Genomic DNA, 19,916 nt, shown 5'->3' with positions numbered 1-19,916 from the left:
CGATGAACCAGCACACCGAAGCGCCCCCTCCCCCCACTGCGGATGCCGCACCCGCCGCCCGCTCCTGGACCACGCGCCGTGACGAGAAAGCGCGCCGCCTCGCGGCCATCGCACCGTGGCTCGAGGATGGCGTACTGCCGTCCGCGCGCATCGTCGATGCGCTCGAAACGCTGATCCGCCCAGGCGATCGCGTCGCACTCGAAGGCGACAACCAGAAACAGGCCGACTTCCTGTCGCGCTCGCTCGCGCAAGTCGATCCGCAGAAAATCCACGACGTGCATCTGCTGATTTCAAGCATCAGTCGACCCGAACATCTGACGCTGTTCGAGCGCGGCATCGCACACAAGGTCGATTTTTCGTTTGCGGGACCGCAGAGCCTGCGCGTCGCGCAACTGCTCGAAGACGGCCAGCTCGAGATCGGCGCGATCTACACGTACGTCGAACTGTATGCGCGGATGTTCGTCGACCTGACGCCGCACGTCGCGCTGCTGTGCGCCGAAAAGGCCGACCGGCACGGCAATCTGTACACCGGCCCCAACACCGAAGACACCCCGACCATTGCCGAAGCCGCCGCGTTCCGCCACGGCATCGTGATCGTGCAGGTCAACGAGATCGTCGATACGTTACCGCGCGTCGACATTCCGGGCTCGTGGGTCGATGTCGTCGTGCAGGCAGATCGCCCGTTCGCCGTCGAACCGCTCTTCACGCGCGATCCGCGTCACATCGGCGACCTGCAGGTGCTCACAGCGATGATGGTGATTCGCGGCATCTACGAGCCGTACGGCATCACGTCGCTGAATCACGGCATCGGCTTCGACACCGCTGCAATCGAACTGCTGTTGCCCACGTACGGCGAAGCGCTCGGCCTGAAAGGCAAGATCTGCCGCAACTGGACGCTCAATCCGCATCCGACGCTGATTCCCGCGATCGAATCCGGCTGGGTCGACAGCGTGCATTGTTTCGGCAGCGAGGTCGGTATGGAGAAGTACATCGAAGCGCGGCCGGATGTGTTCTTCACTGGGAGCGACGGCAGCCTGCGTTCGAACCGTGTGCTGTGTCAGCTGGCCGGCCAGTATGGCGTCGATCTGTTCATCGGTTCGACGCTGCAGATCGATGCCGATGCAAATTCGTCGACGGTCACGCGTGGGCGGCTGGCGGGTTTTGGCGGTGCGCCGAACATGGGTCACGATCCGCGCGGCCGGCGTCATTCGAGCACCGCGTGGCTCAAGCTGCTGAAGGACGAAGGCCCGGTATCGCGTGGTCACAAGCTCGTCGTGCAGATGGCCGAGACGTACAAGAAAGGCGGCGAACCGACCTTTGTCGATGAGCTCGATGCTATTGCGGTCGGTGCGAAGAACGGTATGCCGATCGCGCCCGTGATGATCTATGGCGACGACGTGAGCCACGTCGTCACCGAAGAAGGCATAGCGCATCTACATAAGGCCGAAGGCATCGATGAGCGGCGCGCTGCACTGGCGGCGGTGGCCGGTGTCACGCCTATCGGATTGCGTGCACAACCTGCGAAAACAGCCGAACTGCGTCGACGCGGCATCGTCGCGTATCCCGAGGACCTCGGCATCCGGCGCGGTGAGGCGAAACGCTCGCTGCTCGCGGCGCGCAGCATCGACGATCTGGTCACGTGGTCTGGTGGGCTCTATGAGCCGCCTGCACGTTTTCGTAGCTGGTGATGCGATGACTGTCTCTGTTCTCGCGTCTTCGCGCGCGCCTGCGCTTGTATCTACCACTGCTCGTATCTCGCCCACATCGGTGCGCGGCGAGCGGCACATGCGTCGCGATGTCCACGCAGCCGTTGCGCTGTCCGACACGCAACTCGCACGACTTGCCGTCACAGCGCTGATCGACGAAGCGCAGCTGACTCCAAAGCCCGCGCTCGTCGATCGGCGCGGCAGCGGTGCGCATCGAGACCTCGATCTTGCCGCGATGCTGCGCTCCGCGCACGCGCTCGAACCGACGTTCGCGGCTCTCGCACGTGCTGCACGTGGGCGCACGCCGTCAGCGGCACTGCGCAGCGAACTCGCACAGATCGGCCGCACCGGCGAACACGCAATGCTGCTGGCCACTGGCGGCAGCAACGCGCATCGCGGGGCGATCTGGATCGTTGGATTGCTGGTTGCGGGTGCGGTTATTCATTCGGCTCAGAGCGATTTTGAAGCCGACACATTGAATGCACACGCCGCACGCATCTGCTCGCTTGCCGCGCAGATTGCCTGCTTTCCCGATCGCCTCGCCGTTGCCACCGAAAGTAACGGCGAACGCGTGCGTCAGCGTTACAGCGTCGGCGGTGCGCGACGCGAAGCGCAGGACGGTTTTCCGCATGTCATCGACATTGGCTTGCCGGCACTCGTCGCAGCCCGGCAGCGTGGAACTGGCGAAGACGCCGCGCGCCTCGATACATTGCTCGCGATCATGGCGTCGCTCGACGACACCTGCCTGTTGCATCGCGCCGGCCTGCCCGGTTTGCACGCGGGCCGCACAGGCGCGGCGCGTGTGCTTGCGTTCGGCGGCAGCTCAACTTCAGAGGGTCGCACAGCACTCGCTGCACTCGAGCACACGCTGCTGTCGCTCAACGCCTCGCCTGGCGGCGCCGCCGATCTGCTCGCCGCAACCCTTTTCATCGACAGCCTGATGCGTCAGGACATCGACAGGAGTACGACCGCATGGAACATCTGACATTCGACTATCCGGCGCAACGCGCCGTCACCGCACGCGCGCATGTGGGCGTGGTCGGCTCCGGCGATCTCGAAGTGCTGCTCTCGCCGGCTGCTTCGATGACGGCAAGCGTGATCGTGCGAACCAGCGTCGATGGCTACAGCCACATCTGGAAGAGCGTGCTCGATCGTTTCTTCACGCGCTATGACGGCGCCGCGCAGATCGAGATCAACGACTTCGGCGCGACACCGGGCGTCGTCGCGCTGCGGCTCGCGGAAGCGGCAGAAGCCGCCGAAGCTGCGCAAGGCGGCGCACCGGAGCAACAGCCATGAGCACCGCCACCGCCCTTCTCGCGCCGCTGCTGCGCGAAAGCTTCATCGAGCTGTCGGCCCGCGAACGCGCTCGTGCGCTGCTCGATCCCGACAGCTTCCGCGAGTTGCTCGGCCCGTTCGATCGCCTCGAATCGCCGTGGCTACCGCTGCAGGGCGTCGTCTGCCAGGCCGACGACGGCGTCGTGATTGCGCGCGGCACGATCGACGGTGCGCCGTCGGTGATCGCGGCGATCGAACCCGCGTTCCAGGGCGGCAGCATCGGCGAGGTGTCGGGCAGCAAGATCGCCGGCGCACTCGAACTTGCTTTGCGTGACTGTGAACGCGGTCATCTCGTGCGCCCGGTCGTGCTGTTCGAAACCGGTGGCGTGCGATTGCAGGAAGCCAATCTCGGGCTCGCCGTGATCGCAGAGATCCAGGCGGCGATCGTCGCGCTGCGACGGTATGTCCCGGTGGTCGGCGTGATCGCGGGAATGGTCGGCTGCTTCGGTGGCATGTCGCTTGCGGCGGCGTTGTGCTCGCAACTGATCGTGACGAAGCAGGGACGGCTCGGCATGAACGGCCCCGAAGTGATCGAACAGGAAGCGGGCATCGACGAACTCGATGCGAGCGACAAGCGGCGTATCTGGCAGTTGATCGGTGGCGAACAACGCGTCGCGACCGGGCTCGCGGATGTTCTCGTCGACGACGATCTCGATGCAATACGCGCGGCCGTGCGCGAGGCCAGCGCGCCTCGTGCGGACGGTACGCATTCTGTGCCCCGCAGCGCGCAGGTCGACGAATATCTCGCGCGACTTATGCGCATCGATCCTGCAACCATCACACCCGAAACGATGCGCGCGGTGTTCAACACGAATCGCAAGGAGGCCGCGTGAACGACTCGAACCCGACAACCCGTGGCGCACGCTGGTTCCACGCACTCGCCGGTACGCCCGTGAGCAGCGCGCCCGTGTGGTACCAGGATGCGCCGCTTGGCGCTAACAACGCGCGCTTTATCGCAGTCGTTCCCGATCCTGACAACCGCTTTCCGCGCGCCGTCGATAACGTGGTCGGTCTCCTGCAAGGCTGGCAACTCGCGCGCGCAGTGCACGACGCGATCGCTGAGGACGCACAGCGTGCAACGAAGCGACCGATCGTCGCCATCGTCGACGTGAAGAGCCAGGCTTACGGCTATCGCGAGGAAATGCTCGGCGTGCATCTAGCGTGTGCGGCCGCTGTCGACGCCTATGCGACGGCGCGCGATGCAGGTCACCCGGTGATCGCATTGATCGTCGGTCCGGCGATGTCCGGTGCGTTCCTCGCGCACGGCTATCAGGCGAACCGGATCGTCGCGCTCGACGCGCCCGGCACAATGGTTCACGCGATGGGCCGCGAAGCCGCCGCGCGTGTGACGCGGCGCACCGTCGAGGAACTCGACAAGCTCGGTGAAACGATCGTGCCGATGTCGTATTCGATGGCGTCGTTTGCGAAGCTCGGGCTGCTCGATGAGCTGATCGGCGGTATCGATGCGGACGCACCTGACGACGCGCAGATTGCACGCGTGCGTCAGGTGTTGATCGATTCGGTTGAAAGCGCTATCGAAAGCACGCGCGCCGGTGCGCGCGATCTGTCGCATCGTCTGCAGTCCGCTAACGCGAAGACGACGCGTGCGGCGTCGATCGAAGTGCGACGGCGGCTTGCCGAACAGTGGGATGCTGTGTGATGTACGCGCACGCCGTAGTGCCGTGTGCAATCGATGCTTCGTTGCCCGTGCATCGAACGGGCCCGCAGCCGCACGACCTGCTGCGCCTGCGAGACATCCAGCACACCGACGACGAACCGCAATGGGTGCACGAAGCATGGAGGCGCGCGCCGTTCGCCGTCGTGCGGCGTGCGCTTGCGACGGAAGGCATGGTACCCGTCGGGCTGCGCGGCATCACCCGTGCGCAGCGCTACGGCACGTGGGCGAAAACGTCCGACATCGAACAGTGCATCGCCCCTGAAGATCTCCTCGACACAGAGTCCTTCACGCTGCCGGTGAGCCGACACGCGCTACCTGCATTCGTAGCACTCGCCGCACTGCGTCACGATGCGCGCTATCTGCACACGTTCGTCTGGGGGCCTACGGGCAGCGCCAGCTTCGAACTTGCAACGCACGCACTCACCGTCACGCCGACGAGCGATCTCGATCTGCTGATCCGCGTACCCGAGCCGTTGTCGCGCGCCGATGCCCTGCTTCTACTGGACGAACTGCAGCACGCCGCGCAACACAGCGGTACACGCGTCGACGCGCAACTCGAAACGCCTTCGGGCGGCATCGCGCTCGCGGAATATGCAGCCGGGAAACCACGCGTGCTCGCACGCAGCGCACACGGCCCGCATTTGATCGACAACCCGTGGAGCGCCGCTCACGGCGTCGCGTGATGCTCGCGTATCTGTTCCCCGGCCAGGGTGCGCAAAGCGAGGGGTTTCTGCATCGCCTGCCGCAACGCGCCTGCGTCGATGCAACGTTGAACGAAGCGTCGCAGGTGCTGGGTCTCGACGTGCTGACGCTCGACACACACGATGCGTTGCGCTCGACAGTTGCTGTGCAGATCGCACTCGTCGTGGCTGGCGTGGCTACCGTGCGCGCACTCGCTAGCGAACAATTGCAGGCGCGCTTCAATGCAGGGCTGTCGGTCGGCGCCTACGCAGCGGCGGTCAGTTGCGGCGCGCTCGCCTTCGACGACGCACTGCGGATGGTTCGTCGGCGCGCGCAGTTGATGGAAGCCGCGTACCCGTCGGGCTATGGGCTTGCCGCCGTGTCGGGACTCAACGAAGCACAGATCGAACGACTGGCCCTTGCGCACGAACACGATGGCTATTCGCGCGTATATGTCGGCAACGTGAATGCGCCGCGCCAGATCGTAATTGCAGGTGCCGACGACGCGCTCGAAGCGTTCATTGAACGCGCACTGGCGAACGGCGCACGCAAGGCGACACGTCTCGCAGTCGGCGTTCCGTCGCATTGCGAACTACTTGCACCTGCCGCCGACGAACTGCTCGCCTACGCCGCGACCGTTCCATTCCACGTACCGCACAGCACCTACGTCGGCAATCGTGGCGGCCGCCCCCTCTACACCGCCGATGCGATCCGCGAAGATCTCGCACTGAACATGCGCTACACGGTCCGCTGGTTCGACGCGTTGACCGCCATGCATGAAATGGGCGCCCGGGTGTTCGTCGAAGCGCCGCCCGGACAGGTGCTGACCGACATCGCTCGCGAAAGCTTTCCCGAGACACCGGCGCTCGCTGCCAGTGCGACCGGCTTCGATGCGCTAGCGGCAACGATCCGCCGCCGGCTCGACGCAATCGCGTAGCAAGATCGTTATGCGCATAAACTAATTAAATTCCTTATATTTTTTATAAATTTAACTAGCATTGCGGCAAACTGCGTGGCGTGACCCAGCGAAATGTCAGGTTGATCCGCTCACCCTGCACATTCGGCTCCTTCGGCACGCGATGCCGCCATTCCGCCTGCGTCCTGCCGCGCATCACCAGCAGGCTGCCGCCTTTCAGCTGAAACGACTGAACGACACCGGTTGCGTTGTGACGCAGATCGAAACGGCGCGCCACCCCGAGACTCACCGAGGCGATCACCGGTTGCGCACCCAGTTCCGGCTCGGCGTCCGCGTGCCAGCCCATGCTGTCGTTGCCCTGGCGATATCGGTTCAAAAGCACGCTGTTGAAGCGCGCGCCGCTTGCAGCTTCGGCAGCCGATTTCAGTTCGGCGACCGCCGGCGTCCAGCGGTCAGGCACGTTGCGAATACCCGAGTACGTGTAGACGGCATCCGGTTCACCCTGCCAGGCAGTGAGGCGCGGTAACGGTATGCGGCCCGCCGGCGTGCCCATCGTGTCTTGTTTCCACGCAACTTCGCTGGCCACGCACGCGAGAAATTGCGCGGCGGCATCGGCAGTGAGCCAGTCGGGCAACCAGGCCACATCGGGGGTGGGCAAATCGTCGAACAGGTCGAGCATCGGCATGAAGTAATCGTCGTCGGCACACACGTATGCGCGCATCGGCGTGGGCTATCAGCAAAGGAAAACACACGCGACATTATCGCGCCGGAAGGTTCGCCCAACGACGCACGAACTTGCGCTTTGATTGCAGCGGCCCGGCAAGCGCGTCAGTCGATCAGCAGCGCCACGTAGAACACTGCTGCGCCGTACGACCAGACCCGGCAACGTTCATCAAAAACGGCGCAAACACCGCCAGAAGCCCGCCCACCGGGCCTCCAGCGGCCGCCGGCAAGTGCCGGTAGAATGGACCGCCGGTCAGCCCCTGCTGTACCGGTGCACTGCTGCCCTTCTTGTCTGCTGCCTCCCTTATGCGCCGCTTTTCGCAGTTCTTCATCCGCTTGATCCTCATCGGCATCCTGTTTCACGTCTATGTCGGTTTTCGCCTGATTCCGGATCTTCCGGTCGGCGGCACCTGGCACTGGCTTGCCGCGCTCTATCTCGTGCTGTCGTGTCTGCTGATTCCGCTCGGCATGCTCGCGCGAAGCATTACCGTGACGCGACCCAAGCTCGGCGACCAGCTGGCATGGCTCGGTCTGATGCCGATGGGCTTCTTTTCGTCGCTGCTGGTGCTGACCTTCGTGCGCGATCTGCTGCTCGCCTCGCTGCTGACCGTCGATGCAATCTGGCCGCACACGATCGCGCTCGCACACTGGCGCACGAACAGCGCCGCCGCGGTGCCGTTGCTCGCTCTGCTGTCTACAGCAGTGGGATTTTTCAACGCCCGCCGACGCGCGCGCGTCGTCACGATCGACGTGCCGATTGACGATCTACCGAACGCACTCGACGGCTTCACGATCGTGCAGATCAGCGACATCCATGTTGGCCCGACGATTAAGGGCCGCTATGTCGATGCGATCGTCGATGCGGTGAACCGTCTGAAGCCGGATCTGATTGCGGTGACGGGCGATGTCGTCGACGGCAGCGTCGAGCAGTTGACCGAACACACACGTCCGTTGTCACGCCTCACCGCGCGACACGGTGCGTATCTGGTCACCGGCAATCATGAGTACTACGCGGGCGCCGATGCATGGATCGCCGAGTTTCAGCGTCTTGGCCTGCGCGTGCTGATGAACGAGCACGAAGTCATCGACCATAACGACGCGCAGCTCGTGATCGCGGGCGTGACCGATTATTCGGCCGGCCATTTCGATCCCGCGCATCGCAGCGATCCGGCCGGTGCGTTGTTGGGAGCACCGGCCGACGTGCGGATCAAGGTGCTGCTCGCGCATCAGCCGCGCACAGCGGACGCCGCCGCCGACGCCGGTTTCACACTGCAACTGTCCGGCCACACGCACGGCGGCCAGTTCTTCCCGTGGAATTTCTTCGTGCGCTTCCAGCAGCCGTTCACCGCAGGTCTCGCGCGACTGAACGGACTGTGGGTCTACACGAGCCGCGGCACCGGCTACTGGGGACCGCCCAAGCGTCTGGGCGCCCCTTCGGAAATCACGCGCCTGCGGCTGATCCCGGCTGTGCCGGGTTGATGCCCACGCACGGGCGCGGCGTGAGCGCTACTAGTATCACTGCTTCCACGCCGAACCAAGAATGATCGAGCAGAAGTTGCCGCGGTGATAATGCGAGTCCTTCAGCGCCAGAACATCCGCCTTAACGTTGCCGAAGGTCGTCTCGGGCTTGTGTATCGTCCCTTGAGCGAAGGCATCGATGATGCCTTCCTTGAAGCCTTCGCCGCGCGGATGGGCATGCGTCACCTGATCGCGCTGCTCCTGCGTGAAGTCGTGATACGCGAGACCGAGCACATCCATTTCGACACCCGCGGTAACCAGCGCGACCACCGGCTTCTTGTGCTTCGGAATGCCCGGCGTAGTGTGCAGCGCAATCGCGTCCCAGACCTGTTCGATGTCCGTTTCGGCGATGCCATGCCGCAGCAGGAAATCGCGCGCGGCATTCGCACCGTCCACCTCGAAGCGTTCGTCCTTGCTGCTATACGGTTCGACGAGTCCCATGTCATGGAACATCGCACCGATGTACAGAAGCTCCGGATCGTACTTCAGTGCCTTGCGCTCGCCGGTCAATGCGCCGAACAGAAACACGCGTCGCGAATGATGAAACAGCAGATCCGTTTCCGTGTCGCGCACGAGATCGGTTGCTTCGCGCGCCATGATGCTGTCCGGAATTTTGATACCTGCAATGGTCGTTGCCATGTGAATGTCCTCGATAGGGGAAAGATCGCGCATCGTGCGAGAGCCGCGCAACGCGCATTCGATCAGCCGATATAACTCGGCGAAATGGGATCGCTGGCCGGAAACGTCTCGGCGAGCGCTTCGTCGAGCAACGCCTCCTGGCGCTCGTGTGCAGCGTTTGCGCGATCCGCATCGGCGAACGATGCGGCGAGTACCAACCGCCGCGCGCGATGTGTCCGACGCCCAGCCGCGAGCGCGCTGCGCGTTCCTGTCCTGAGATGCTTTTTCATGGTGTTCATCCGTGAGGGGGCGATGGGCTCAGTATTGGCAATCGCCCGCCTGCGGACAACGCCAGAGAACCGTGCAACACTGCCAACCGCACGACAAACACTGCCGGGCCGCTCTTTTTGCCTACCCCGCCCTCTGACGAGACCCTCGAATGCGCAGCGTAGCCATCGCGATCTTTCCCGGCGTACAGGCGCTCGACGTCGCCGGTCCGCTCGATGTTTTCAGCGAAGCCAACGGCTTTCTGCCTGCCGGCGAGCATTACGCCGTCACGGTCGTCGGTCCTGAACGAGGCGTGCTGCGCGCATCGAACGGGCTTGCCATCGTGGCCGACAGCACCTTCGACGAAGTGCCGCAGCGTTTCGACCTCGTGCTCGTCGCGGGCGGACCGGCGTTACCGGTCGCGCAGCCCGATGCGCGTCTGACCGCGTGGATCGTGCAGGCGGCTGCGCGCAGCGCGCTCTACGGCTCGGTCTGTACTGGTGCGTTCGCGCTCGGACATGCGGGGTTACTTGATGGACGTCGCGTCACTACGCACTGGCAGCATGCGCGACAGCTCGCGGACCAGTTTCCGCGCGCACAGGTCGACTTCGACCGAATCTATCTGCGCGATGACCGGCTGGTGACGTCGGCGGGTGTGACGGCCGGGATCGATCTTTCGCTGGCGCTGGTCGCCGAAGATCATGGCCCGCGGCTCGCGCTCGCGGTAGCAAAACGGCTCGTGGTGTTCGCCCAGCGGCAAGGCGGCCAGTCCCAGTTCAGCCCGTATCTGACTGCCCCCACCGACGACGCCTCGCCAGTCGCGAAGGTCCAGCGCCACGTGATGGAACACATCCGCGAGCGCTTTACGGTTCGGGAGCTTGCCGATGTCGCGGGCATGAGCGCGCGCAACTTCGCGCGCGTCTTCGTCGAGGAAACCGGCGTCACGCCGCACGAATTCGTGGAACGCGCCCGCATGGACGCCGCGCGCAAGCTGCTGGAAAGTAGCGACGGCGTGTTGAAAGCCGTCGCCTACGACTGCGGCTTCGGCACCGCCGACCGCATGCGTGCGGTCTTCATGAAGCGCATCGGCGCGACGCCGATGCAATACCGCGAACGGTTCCGCAGCCTCGCGGGGTAGCGCGGCGCAGGTCGTTCGCCGGATCGCGGTTACTGATACCATCGTTCGCCGGCTCACCGATTATCAGGCTTGCCAGGCTTATCTGGCGTAACCGCTGGTACAGCGGCTACACCCGGTCCGCAACACTCTGCTGAAACAACCCACGAGCAAACGACCCTTCGCCCACGCGGCGATCCTGTCGTGTGCGCCTGATCGATGTCAGACATGGAATACGCAGCGAAAAAGGGCAAACGGTTCGTCCAGCGCATCTATCGCTTGCGCACGGCGGGGCTTGCGCTCGGCTTCATTTCCATCGCCCCGGTATTCCTGCAACTGCATCACGGCCCGCTGCTATGGGCACTGCTGCTGTTGTATGGCTTCGTCTGGCCGCATCTCGCACGCTACGCCGCGCTGGCAGGCGCCGTGCCGTATCGCAGCGAACAGCGCAATCTGATGGTCGATGCCGTGTTCGGCGGATTCTGGCTCGTCGCGATCCGCTTCAACCTGCTGCCCGGCGTGCTGATGCTCAGCATGTTGAGCATGAACAACATTGCGTCAGGCGGATTGCGGCTCTTTCTGCGTGGCGTTGTCGCGAATCTGGCGGGCGCGGCGATCGGCGTCGCGACACTCGGCTTCGTCCTCGCGCCGCAATCGCAGATGCACATCGTCATAGCCTGCCTGCCGGTTCTCGTGCTGTATCCACTCGCACTGGGCTGGTCGGTGTACCGGATGTCGCGCAAGCTCGCCGCGCAGACCCGAACGCTCGAGCATCTGAGTCGCACGGACGGACTCACGGGCCTGCTCAACCGGCGCTACTGGGAGGAGCGACTCGCCGCGGAATTCGAGCGCTGCAACGCGCAGCACCTCACGTCCTGCCTGCTGCTGATCGATCTCGATCACTTCAAGCAGATCAACGACTCGCGCGGCCATCTCGCCGGCGATACGGTGTTGCAGTCGTTCGCGGACATGCTGCGCGACGAATTCAGGCATAGCGACAGCATCGGGCGCTACGGCGGTGAAGAGTTCGGCGTCGTCTTGCCCGATGCGTCGCTGACCGAGGCGCGCGCAATCGCGACCCGGTTGCTCCATGCGGTCCGCGAGAAAACGAACCAGGAACACGCCGTGTCGCCGTTCACGATCAGCATCGGCATCGCGCCCTGTCCGCCGGACGGCTCCGACTATCACGCATGGCTGCTCGAAGCGGACCGCAGCCTTTATCGGGCGAAAGTGCTCGGCCGCGACCAGATCGCAGTGGCGGGCGAGCTGGAGCCTGCGTCGGGAACGCCGATCGACCCTCCTAGTGTTCATTCGAACATCAAAAAGGGTTGACCCCGCTCGTTTGCGAACATACGATGCGCGTTAAGCTCATTGAGATCAGTCGTCTGACAAATAATGACGCTAAAACACCCGATTCAGCCCGTTTTTGGTGCCTGAATGGTGTCGAGTCATGTGATGACTCATAAAACGAGCAGCTGCCGCGAAGAAAACGCGCGACACAACGGAGACGAATTTGAAGACCGTCAGAGGCCTGCGCTGGTGGATCATCGTGCTGATATGCATCGGCACGATCATGAATTACCTCGCACGCAATTCGCTCGGCGTGCTCGCGCCCGAACTGAAACACGCATTGAATTTCAGCACGCAGCAGTACTCGTACATCGTCGGCGCGTTCCAGGTCGGCTATACGATCATGCAGCCGGTGTGCGGCATCGTCGTCGATCTGATCGGGCTGCGGCTCGGTTTCGCGCTGTTCGCCGCGCTCTGGTCGGCCACCGGCGTCCTGCACGGCTTCGCGACCGGCTGGATGTCGCTCGGCGCGATGCGCGGCATGCTCGGGCTGTTCGAAGCCGCTGCGATTCCCTCGGGTATGAAGGCGGTTGCCGAATGGTTTCCGGACCGCGAAAAGTCGGTTGCGGTCGGGTATTTCAATGCCGGCACATCGCTTGGCGCCCTGCTCGCTCCGCCGCTCGTCGTGTTCCTGTCGCTGCGTTACGGATGGCAGTCGGCGTTTATCGTGACCGGTGCGCTCGGTTTCGTCTGGGCCGCGCTCTGGTATGCGGTCTACCGGTCGCCGGCCGACCATCCACGTCTCAGCACCGGCGAACGCACGCTGATCCAGCAGGGCCAGACGCATTCGCCGCCGGCAAGCAAACGGCCGGTGCGCGACATCCTCCGTTCGCGCCGGTTCTGGGCCATCGCGCTACCGCGCTTCTTCGCTGAACCCGCCTGGCAAACGTTCAGCTTCTGGATTCCGCTATATCTCGTGACCGAGCGTCACATGGATCTCAAGCAGATCGCGCTGTTCGCGTGGCTGCCGTTTCTCGCGGCCGATCTGGGCGGGATTCTCGGCGGTTATCTGTCGCCATTCCTGATGCGCTACTGCCGTATTCCGCTTATCTGGTCGCGCGTGGCCGGCGTGATACTCGGCGCGTTCATGATGATCGGGCCGGCCTGCATCGGGCTCGTCGCGTCGCCGTATGCGGCCATTGCGCTGTTCTGCGTAGGCGGCTTCGCGCACCAGATGATCTCCGCGCTCGTCAACACGCTCAGCGCCGATGTCTTCGATCCCGACGAAGTTGCCACTGCAAGCGGTTTTGCCGGCATGGCGGCGTGGATCGGCGGGCTTGGTTTTTCGCTGGTCGTCGGCGCGCTTGCCGACACCGTCGGTTACGGGCCGCTGTTTGCCTGTCTCGGTGCGTTCGATCTGATCGGCGCCACGCTGCTGGTGCTGCTGATCCGCGGCCAGACGAAGCAGGAACGCGAGCACGCTGCCTGATGATGCCGACGATGTGCATCCGCTTCATAGCTACACAAGATTCGTTCAAGGAACCTGTCCGATGACGTCGCTGCTCCACCCTCCCGTATTCGCCCTGACCCGCACCGACGGTAACGCGCTGCATTTCGCGAGCGCGGCCGGCCCGACCATTGATGTATTCGTACTCGAGGACGATATCGTCCGCGTACGTGTCTTGCCCGACGGCAACGCGCACGGTCCGCGTACCTGGGCGATCGCCCCCGGGCTCGACGACGTGCCCGTGGAAGGTCGCGACCGGCTCGATCTGTCGGGTTTCGCACTGCCCGCTTTCAGCGTCGTTGCCGGTAACGACCGTGTGCAGATCGAAACCACGCAGATTCGTCTTACGGTGACGCTGAACGGCGGCCACTGCGCGTGGGAACTGCATGATGGCAGCGAGTGGCGACGTGTGCTGCAGGATCGCGCGACCCAGGCCTACAACTTTGGCTGGTGGGACGAGCGCGTTTATCACTACCTGCGGCGCGAGCCTGGCGAGATGTATGTGGGACTCGGCGAGCGCGCCGGCTCGCTCGATCGCGCAGGCAGCCAGTACCGGATGGTCAACATCGATGCGATGGGCTACAGCGCCCGCACTACCGATCCGCTCTACAAGCACATCCCGTTCTATCTGACGTGGCAGCGCGAGACAGCGCTCGGCTTCGGTCTCTTCTACGATACGCTCGCCGATTGTTCATTCGACATGGGTCGCGAACTCGACAACTATCACGGCCACTATCGGCACTTCATCGCCGAGCACGGCGATCTCGACTATTACTTCATCGCATCGCCGGCCACACCGCTTGCAGCCGTGCGTCGCTTCACGTGGCTTACCGGACGCCCCGCGCTGATGCCGAAGTGGGGTCTCGGTTATTCTGGCTCGACGATGAGCTATACCGACGCGCCCGACGCCCAGCAACAAATGGGCGAATTCCTCGAGCGCTGTCGCGAACACGATGTGCTGTGCGACTCGTTTCATCTGTCGTCGGGCTATACATCGATCGGCGCGAAGCGCTATGTGTTCCACTGGAACCGCGACAAGTTTCCGGACATCGACGGTTTCGTGCAGCGGTATCTCGCAGAGGGCGTGCGGCTTTGCGCGAACATCAAGCCGTGCCTGCTGCGCGATCATCCCGAGTTCGAGCAGGCAGCGCGCGATGGCCTGCTGATCCGCGCACGCGATGGCGCACCGGCCTGGGTGCAGTTCTGGGACGAGGTCGGTGCGTACCTCGACTTCACGAATCCGGACACGCTCGCATGGTGGCAGGCGCACGTCACCGATGCGCTGCTGCGTCACGGTATCGCGGCGACCTGGAACGACAACAACGAATTCGAAATCTGGACCGACGATGCGCTCGCGCACGGCTTCGGCAAGCCATACCCAGCACGCGAAGCGAAAGTGCTGCAAACAATGCTGATGATGCGTGCCTCACGCGACGCGCAGCGCGCGTATGCGCCAGGCCAGCGGCCCTTTCTCGTGTCGCGCTCCGGCGGTGTCGGCATGCATCGCTATGTACAGACCTGGTCGGGCGATAACTATACGTCGTGGGAAACGCTGCGCTACAACCTCAAGATGGGACTGGGACTTGCCATGTCGGGCGTGTCGAACACGGGCCACGATATCGGCGGATTTTCGGGTCCGGCGCCGGACGCGGAACTGTTCGTGCGCTGGATACAGTTCGGCATCTTCATGCCGCGCTTCAGCATTCATTCGTGGAACGACGACGGCACCGTCAACGAACCGTGGATGCATCGCGAAGCGACCACGCATGTGTCGGATCTGATCAAGCTGCGCTACCGGTTGATGCCGTATCTCTATCATCTGCTGTGGGAATCGACGCAGCGCTACGAACCGGTGCTGCGTCCGATGTTCGCTGAATTCCCGCACGATCCTCGATGCTACGAAGACGGTGACGACATGATGCTCGGTACCGCGTTGCTCGTGGCGCCGGTGGTCGAATCCGGGCAGATGCATCGACAGGTGTGGTTGCCTGCCGGTACGCACTGGGTGTCTTACTGGAGCGGCGAGACGTTCGCCGGTGGGCAAACCGTAAGCTTCCCTGCGCCGTGGGATCAGCCCGTCATGTTGATTCGTGAAGGAACGGCCATCCCGCTGAACATCGCAACGCAGCATTTCGCCCAGCCGTCTGAGCGGCGCGCGTTTGTCGTTGCACCGTGTGTGGGTCGCGGTGTCGTCGAAGGTGTCTGTGTCGAAGACGACGGTATATCGGAAGCCTGGCGCGACGGCGAGCATGGAAGCCTGCAGTTGCGCATCGCATGCGATACCACGACGCTTTCGGTGTCGGTCGATTGGGCGGGACATGGGCGCCCGCCATTCGCTTCGATCGATCTCTTCATCCCTGAGGCGGACACGCGTCGTGTGATCGCGGCTAATGGCACGATCGCCACGGCAGCGCGCGACGCCGGATGGACGCGCTTGACACTCGATCTCCCCGCCCATGCCGGTTGAATGCGTGTGCCTCGGCCGGTACCGCGCAATGGCACACCATCCCTCACAGCGGTTGACTTCGCACGAACGCCCCGCCTAAAATCCGGCCATCCGTCGAACAGGAACCTGTATCTTGGACAGTAGCAGTAGCCGAATCCCGACTTTCCCGCTCGCCTGACCGGCAAGACCCCGCGCCCGATTTCCTCCTGCCGCCGTCTTGCCATCCGGGCAAGCGGCGCGCGTCATACCGTTTCCACGCACGTCGCGCGTTACCGCCATGCATTGCATGTTGCGTATCGGCATCGCATGTCCGTTTCGCGCGCCTGTCATGCGTATCGATCAACCTGTACGTCTGCACGTTTTTGTCTTTCATCTCATGACGCTTGAATTCCTTCTACGGCTTTTCGTCGCGTTTGCCTGTGGTGTCGCGATCGGCATCGAACGGCAGATGCGCCAGCGCACGGCCGGCCTGCGCACGATCACACTGGTCGCAAGCGGCGCGTGCCTGTTCGTTACGCTTGGCGTACTCACCGGCAACGGTACCGCCGGCGTCACGCAGATCGCTGCGTATGTCGTCTCGGGGGTCGGTTTTCTCGGCGGCGGCGTGATCATGCGCGAGAAGGGCTCCGTCCAGGGCATCAATACGGCGGCCACGTTGTGGTGCTCTGCAGCAGTCGGTGTGCTGAGCGGCAGCGGTCACTTCGGTCCTGCGATTGCCGGCACCTGCGTCGTACTGCTGACGAACACCGTGCTGCGCGAAGTCAGCCAGTTGATCAACGCGACACCCGTTTCAAACGCCGACCTTATCCGGGCGTACGTGTTGAGCGTCGTGTGCCGCGATGAAGACGAAATCCATATCCGCACGGCCCTGTCCAACGCGATGTCGTCGACGCCGCTCTCGTTCCAGAGCCTGACGAGCGAGGATGTCGCCGATCAACCAGGACGCATTCTCGTCACCGCAACTCTGAAACTGCATCCGAAAGACCAGCCGAAGCTTGAGTGGATGGCCAGCCGGATCAGCATGGAAAAGAGTGTGTCGAGCGTGAGCTGGATCGCTCAGGAAGCGGAGCCGACGCCGGAATGACGCCGTAATGCTGCATCGCCAGATGCCCTTTGCATGGGGCCTTTCCGGGCTCGCGATACCTCGCGGGTACCTCACGCCAGGTTGCAATACGCTACCGGTTGCTTCAGATATTGTTAATTCAGTATCCTCAGAGATGGACGGCGCCGTCGCCATCGACTAAGCTCCGTTCGGTGAACCCCTCACGTTCAACCATGGAGTCTCGATTATGGAACACGGCATCATTGCATGGCTCATCATCGGTGCGATCGCTGGCTGGCTAGCAGGTGTGCTGGTTAAAGGCGGCGGCTTCGGATTGATCGTCGACATCATCGTCGGCATCGTCGGTGCGTTCATCGGCGGGTGGCTGGCCGGCGTACTGGGTATTACGCTCGGCGGTGGCTGGATCGGTTCGATCATCACTGCGGTAATCGGCGCGGTTATTCTGCTGTTCATCATCCGGCTCTTCCGACGAGGAGCGTAGTGTTTCCGGCGTCAGGCAGCAGCCGCTGCCTGACGCTTTTGCGATCGACGCGTCGTTTCAGTTTGCTTTGATCGTTTTTTTGATCGCCTCATCACGCACCGCCCGGCTACTCACGTAGCAATCTGTCGCATCGGGACGGTTCGATCGAACTGCGTGCGCCGCGTCGTGCCGCACGTTGTGCAAGCTGTTCTTTCTTCTTCTCTTCCCCTCTCTTGCGTTTCTCCATTCGTTCAATACGCGGTCTGCGTATAGCGATGTGCTGCTCGTGCATTACTGAATGCCAGGCACATGCCGCGGACTCATTTGCTTATTCGATATCGAGCTTTGAGCAGCGGCCGAAGCAGCTACAGTTCATGATGTTGCTGTCCTGTCTGACTCTGCTGTCTAGATACGGAGGAACATTATGGGCATCTGGAAACCGGACCCAAGCTTCTATCCTTCGCCGCGCCTCGCTGCGCAGGCACCGCCGGAAAAGTTCGCCTACGTCGCCGCGTTCGATCCCGAACGCAAGCAACCCGACGGCATAGCAGTCGTCGACGTCGACCCGGCCTCATCGCGTTACGCGACGATCGTGAGCAACCTCGCGATGCCGAACATCGGCGACGAGCTGCATCACTTTGGATGGAACGCGTGCTCATCGTGTCTTTGTCCGAATGCGCCTCATCCGCATACCGAGCGGCGCTATCTGGTTGTACCTGGGCTCCGCTCGTCGCGTATCTATATCCTCGATACGAAACCCGATCCGCTGAAGCCCTCGATTGCCAAAATCATCGAGCCGGAAACGATCGCGAAACGGACCGGCTATTCCCGTCCGCATACGGTGCACTGCGGGCCGGGAGGTATCTATGTGACTGCGCTCGGTAATGCGGAGGGCGGTGCGCCTGGCGGTATCTTTCTGCTCGATCCGGATAGCTTCGAGCCACTCGGTCGCTGGGAAGTCGAACGCGGTCCACAGCAGCTCGCCTACGACGGCTGGTGGCATCTCGGCTACGACACGCTCGTCACGAGCGAATGGGGAACGCCCGATACGTTCGAGAACGGTCTGGTTCCAGAGATACTGCTCGGTGGGAAGTATGGACACCGACTGCATTTCTGGGACCTTACCCGGCGTAAGCACCTGCAGGAAATCGACTTCGGGCCGGAGTATCAGCTGGTATTCGAACTGCGGCCGGCTCACGATCCGACCAAGGCATATGGTTTCGTCAATTGCGTGATCAGCCTGAAGGATCTCTCGTCGTCGATCTGGGTCTGGTATCGCGATGGAAACGCATGGGGCGTGCGCAAGATCATCGATATCCCTGCCGAACCAGCCGCCGCTGAACTCCTGCCACCGATGCTGAAGTCGTTCGGCGCGGTGCCACCGCTCGTGTCCGATATCGATCTGTCGATGGACGATCGCTTTCTGTATGTGTCTTGCTGGGGAACCGGTGATCTTCTGCAATACGACGTCTCCGATCCGTTCGCGCCGAAGCTCGTGGGCAAGGTGCGGATCGGCGGCATCGTGTCGCGCGCGTCGCATCCTGGCGCGTCGAACGGTGCGCTCAATGGTGGTCCGCAAATGGTCGAGGTGAGTCGCGACGGCAAACGCGTCTACTTCACGAATTCACTGTACGGTGCTGTCGACTCGCAGTTCTACCCCGATGGTATCGACGGCTGGATGGTGAAGCTCGACGTCGCCGCGAACGGAGGCATTGCGTTCGATCCGAAGTTCTTTCTCGAGTGGCCTGCCGGGCATCGTCCGCACCAGATCAGACTTGAAGGTGGCGACTGTTCGTCGGACTCGTATTGCTATCCATGACACCCTGGAGCTCAACGACGCATCCCGCCTGGATGTGGGCCACGATCGTCGGGCTCGGCGTGTTCCATGGCATCAATCCAGCGATGGGCTGGTTGTTCGCCGTGGCGTTAGGTCTCTATCGAAAAAGCCGGCGTGTGGTGCTGCTGGCGCTCGTGCCGATTGCGCTGGGACATGCGTTTGCAGCAGGTCTGATGCTGGCCGCCGGGCTCTCGTTAAGCGCTGCCATCGGTCATACGACGCTCAACCGCGTGTGTGGCGCGCTGTTGATCGGCTGGGCCATCTGGCATTGGGTGCGAGGGCACAAGATGCGCTCGCGCGTCGGCATGCAAACAGGGTTTGTCGGGCTCGCTGCCTGGTCTTTTGCCATGTCGGGATCGCACGGCGCAGGGCTAATGTTGATACCGGTATTGATGCCGACCTGCAATGCGTTGGCGGCCGTGGGCACGGGTACGCCATCTATTGCGATGCTCGCTTTCACCGCGCTCCTGCTGCACAGCGCAGCCATGCTCGCGACGATTGCGGCGATATCGCTAGCTGTGTTCGACTGGTGGGGATTGGGCGGTCTCAGAACGAAGTGGGTGAACTTCGATTTGCTCTGGACGGGGACGCTTGCGCTGTGTGGGGTATTGCAACTGGGTGCGTAGCGGAGGCGCTTACGGTGAGGCCTGTCAGATCCGTAAACGCCAAGACCCCGCTGGTTGAGGGCGGGGTCTTGTCTTGCAGCATGAGGAGCCTGACGATTACCTACTTTCACACGGGCAATCCGCACTATCAT

The 19,916-nt window shown here is 63.0% G+C and carries 19 protein-coding genes; 16 read left to right on the top strand and 3 right to left on the bottom strand.

All coding sequences use genetic code 11. The annotated features are described in order from the left end of the window. Positions 1-2 precede the first annotated feature (2 nt). The 7 genes from mdcA (at position 3) to mdcH (ending at position 6,337) form a co-directional block, all read left to right on the top strand. Positions 3-1,688, top strand: a complete 1,686-nt coding sequence (gene mdcA / locus M0D65_RS25545) for a malonate decarboxylase subunit alpha (protein ID WP_266255092.1) — start codon at positions 3-5, stop codon at positions 1,686-1,688. Between the two features lie 97 nt (positions 1,689-1,785). Further along, on the top strand, positions 1,786-2,691 hold the full coding sequence (locus M0D65_RS25540) for a triphosphoribosyl-dephospho-CoA synthase (protein WP_266255292.1): 906 nt from the start codon (positions 1,786-1,788) through the stop codon (positions 2,689-2,691). Further along, positions 2,679-3,002, top strand: coding sequence for a malonate decarboxylase subunit delta (locus tag M0D65_RS25535; protein ID WP_266255091.1), 324 nt, complete (start codon positions 2,679-2,681; stop codon positions 3,000-3,002). Before M0D65_RS25540 ends, M0D65_RS25535 begins: the two co-directional genes overlap by 13 nt. Continuing rightward, positions 2,999-3,874: a biotin-independent malonate decarboxylase subunit beta gene (locus M0D65_RS25530; protein WP_266255090.1), complete on the top strand. Its 876-nt coding sequence runs from the start codon at positions 2,999-3,001 to the stop codon at positions 3,872-3,874. The genes M0D65_RS25535 and M0D65_RS25530 overlap by 4 nt, the downstream gene beginning before the upstream one ends. Further along, positions 3,871-4,701: a biotin-independent malonate decarboxylase subunit gamma gene (mdcE, locus tag M0D65_RS25525; RefSeq protein ID WP_266255089.1), complete on the top strand. Its 831-nt coding sequence runs from the start codon at positions 3,871-3,873 to the stop codon at positions 4,699-4,701. The genes M0D65_RS25530 and mdcE overlap by 4 nt, the downstream gene beginning before the upstream one ends. Then, positions 4,701-5,402, top strand: coding sequence for a malonate decarboxylase holo-ACP synthase (locus M0D65_RS25520; protein WP_266255088.1), 702 nt, complete (start codon positions 4,701-4,703; stop codon positions 5,400-5,402). The genes mdcE and M0D65_RS25520 overlap by 1 nt, the downstream gene beginning before the upstream one ends. Continuing rightward, positions 5,402-6,337: a malonate decarboxylase subunit epsilon gene (mdcH, locus tag M0D65_RS25515; RefSeq protein WP_266255291.1), complete on the top strand. Its 936-nt coding sequence runs from the start codon at positions 5,402-5,404 to the stop codon at positions 6,335-6,337. The genes M0D65_RS25520 and mdcH overlap by 1 nt, the downstream gene beginning before the upstream one ends. Positions 6,338-6,392: 55 nt before the next feature. Here mdcH and M0D65_RS25510 read toward each other — a convergent pair whose 3' ends face one another. Then, positions 6,393-6,995, bottom strand: coding sequence for an alpha-ketoglutarate-dependent dioxygenase AlkB (locus M0D65_RS25510; RefSeq protein ID WP_266255290.1), 603 nt, complete (start codon positions 6,993-6,995; stop codon positions 6,393-6,395). A 350-nt stretch (positions 6,996-7,345) separates the two neighbouring features. Here M0D65_RS25510 and M0D65_RS25505 point away from each other — a divergent pair, with 350 nt between their 5' ends. Beyond that, positions 7,346-8,518, top strand: a complete 1,173-nt coding sequence (locus tag M0D65_RS25505; protein ID WP_266255087.1) for a metallophosphoesterase — start codon at positions 7,346-7,348, stop codon at positions 8,516-8,518. Positions 8,519-8,554: 36 nt separating this feature from the next. On the opposite strand, the gene M0D65_RS25500 is transcribed toward M0D65_RS25505, so the two are convergent. Together M0D65_RS25500 and M0D65_RS25495 are read right to left on the bottom strand one after the other, a co-directional pair. Next, entirely contained in the window at positions 8,555-9,196 is a 642-nt protein-coding gene (locus tag M0D65_RS25500) for an HD domain-containing protein (protein WP_266255086.1), read from the bottom strand. 62 nt (positions 9,197-9,258) lie between these two features. Beyond that, positions 9,259-9,465 carry a hypothetical protein gene (locus tag M0D65_RS25495; RefSeq protein WP_266255085.1) on the bottom strand — a complete coding sequence of 69 codons (207 nt, stop codon included), beginning with the start codon at positions 9,463-9,465 and terminating at the stop codon, positions 9,259-9,261. 149 nt (positions 9,466-9,614) lie between these two features. Here M0D65_RS25495 and M0D65_RS25490 point away from each other — a divergent pair, with 149 nt between their 5' ends. The 8 genes from M0D65_RS25490 to M0D65_RS25455 all read left to right on the top strand — a co-directional run bounded on the left by M0D65_RS25490 (position 9,615) and on the right by M0D65_RS25455 (position 19,785). Beyond that, on the top strand, positions 9,615-10,580 hold the full coding sequence (locus M0D65_RS25490) for a GlxA family transcriptional regulator (protein WP_266255084.1): 966 nt from the start codon (positions 9,615-9,617) through the stop codon (positions 10,578-10,580). 204 nt (positions 10,581-10,784) lie between these two features. Then, complete coding sequence (locus M0D65_RS25485) at positions 10,785-11,888, top strand: diguanylate cyclase (RefSeq protein WP_266255083.1); 1,104 nt, start codon at positions 10,785-10,787, stop codon at positions 11,886-11,888. 181 nt (positions 11,889-12,069) lie between these two features. After that, the gene (locus tag M0D65_RS25480; RefSeq protein WP_266255082.1) at positions 12,070-13,335 is read left to right on the top strand and encodes an MFS transporter; all 1,266 of its coding nucleotides are present in this window, start codon (positions 12,070-12,072) and stop codon (positions 13,333-13,335) included. A 61-nt stretch (positions 13,336-13,396) separates the two neighbouring features. Next, complete coding sequence (locus tag M0D65_RS25475; RefSeq protein ID WP_266255081.1) at positions 13,397-15,820, top strand: glycoside hydrolase family 31 protein; 2,424 nt, start codon at positions 13,397-13,399, stop codon at positions 15,818-15,820. 355 nt (positions 15,821-16,175) lie between these two features. Continuing rightward, the gene (locus M0D65_RS25470) at positions 16,176-16,883 is read left to right on the top strand and encodes an MgtC/SapB family protein (protein WP_091018187.1); all 708 of its coding nucleotides are present in this window, start codon (positions 16,176-16,178) and stop codon (positions 16,881-16,883) included. A gap of 205 nt (positions 16,884-17,088) precedes the next feature. Continuing rightward, positions 17,089-17,343: a GlsB/YeaQ/YmgE family stress response membrane protein gene (locus tag M0D65_RS25465; protein WP_091017649.1), complete on the top strand. Its 255-nt coding sequence runs from the start codon at positions 17,089-17,091 to the stop codon at positions 17,341-17,343. A 403-nt stretch (positions 17,344-17,746) separates the two neighbouring features. After that, positions 17,747-19,141: a selenium-binding family protein gene (locus M0D65_RS25460; protein ID WP_266255080.1), complete on the top strand. Its 1,395-nt coding sequence runs from the start codon at positions 17,747-17,749 to the stop codon at positions 19,139-19,141. Then, positions 19,138-19,785 carry a hypothetical protein gene (locus M0D65_RS25455; RefSeq protein WP_266255079.1) on the top strand — a complete coding sequence of 216 codons (648 nt, stop codon included), beginning with the start codon at positions 19,138-19,140 and terminating at the stop codon, positions 19,783-19,785. Before M0D65_RS25460 ends, M0D65_RS25455 begins: the two co-directional genes overlap by 4 nt. Positions 19,786-19,916 lie beyond the last annotated feature (131 nt).

Origin of the sequence: Paraburkholderia sp. CHISQ3, assembly GCF_030464945.1 — a bacterium.
Classification (GTDB): domain Bacteria; phylum Pseudomonadota; class Gammaproteobacteria; order Burkholderiales; family Burkholderiaceae; genus Paraburkholderia; species Paraburkholderia megapolitana.
This window is presented reverse-complemented; position numbering and strand designations above follow the sequence as displayed.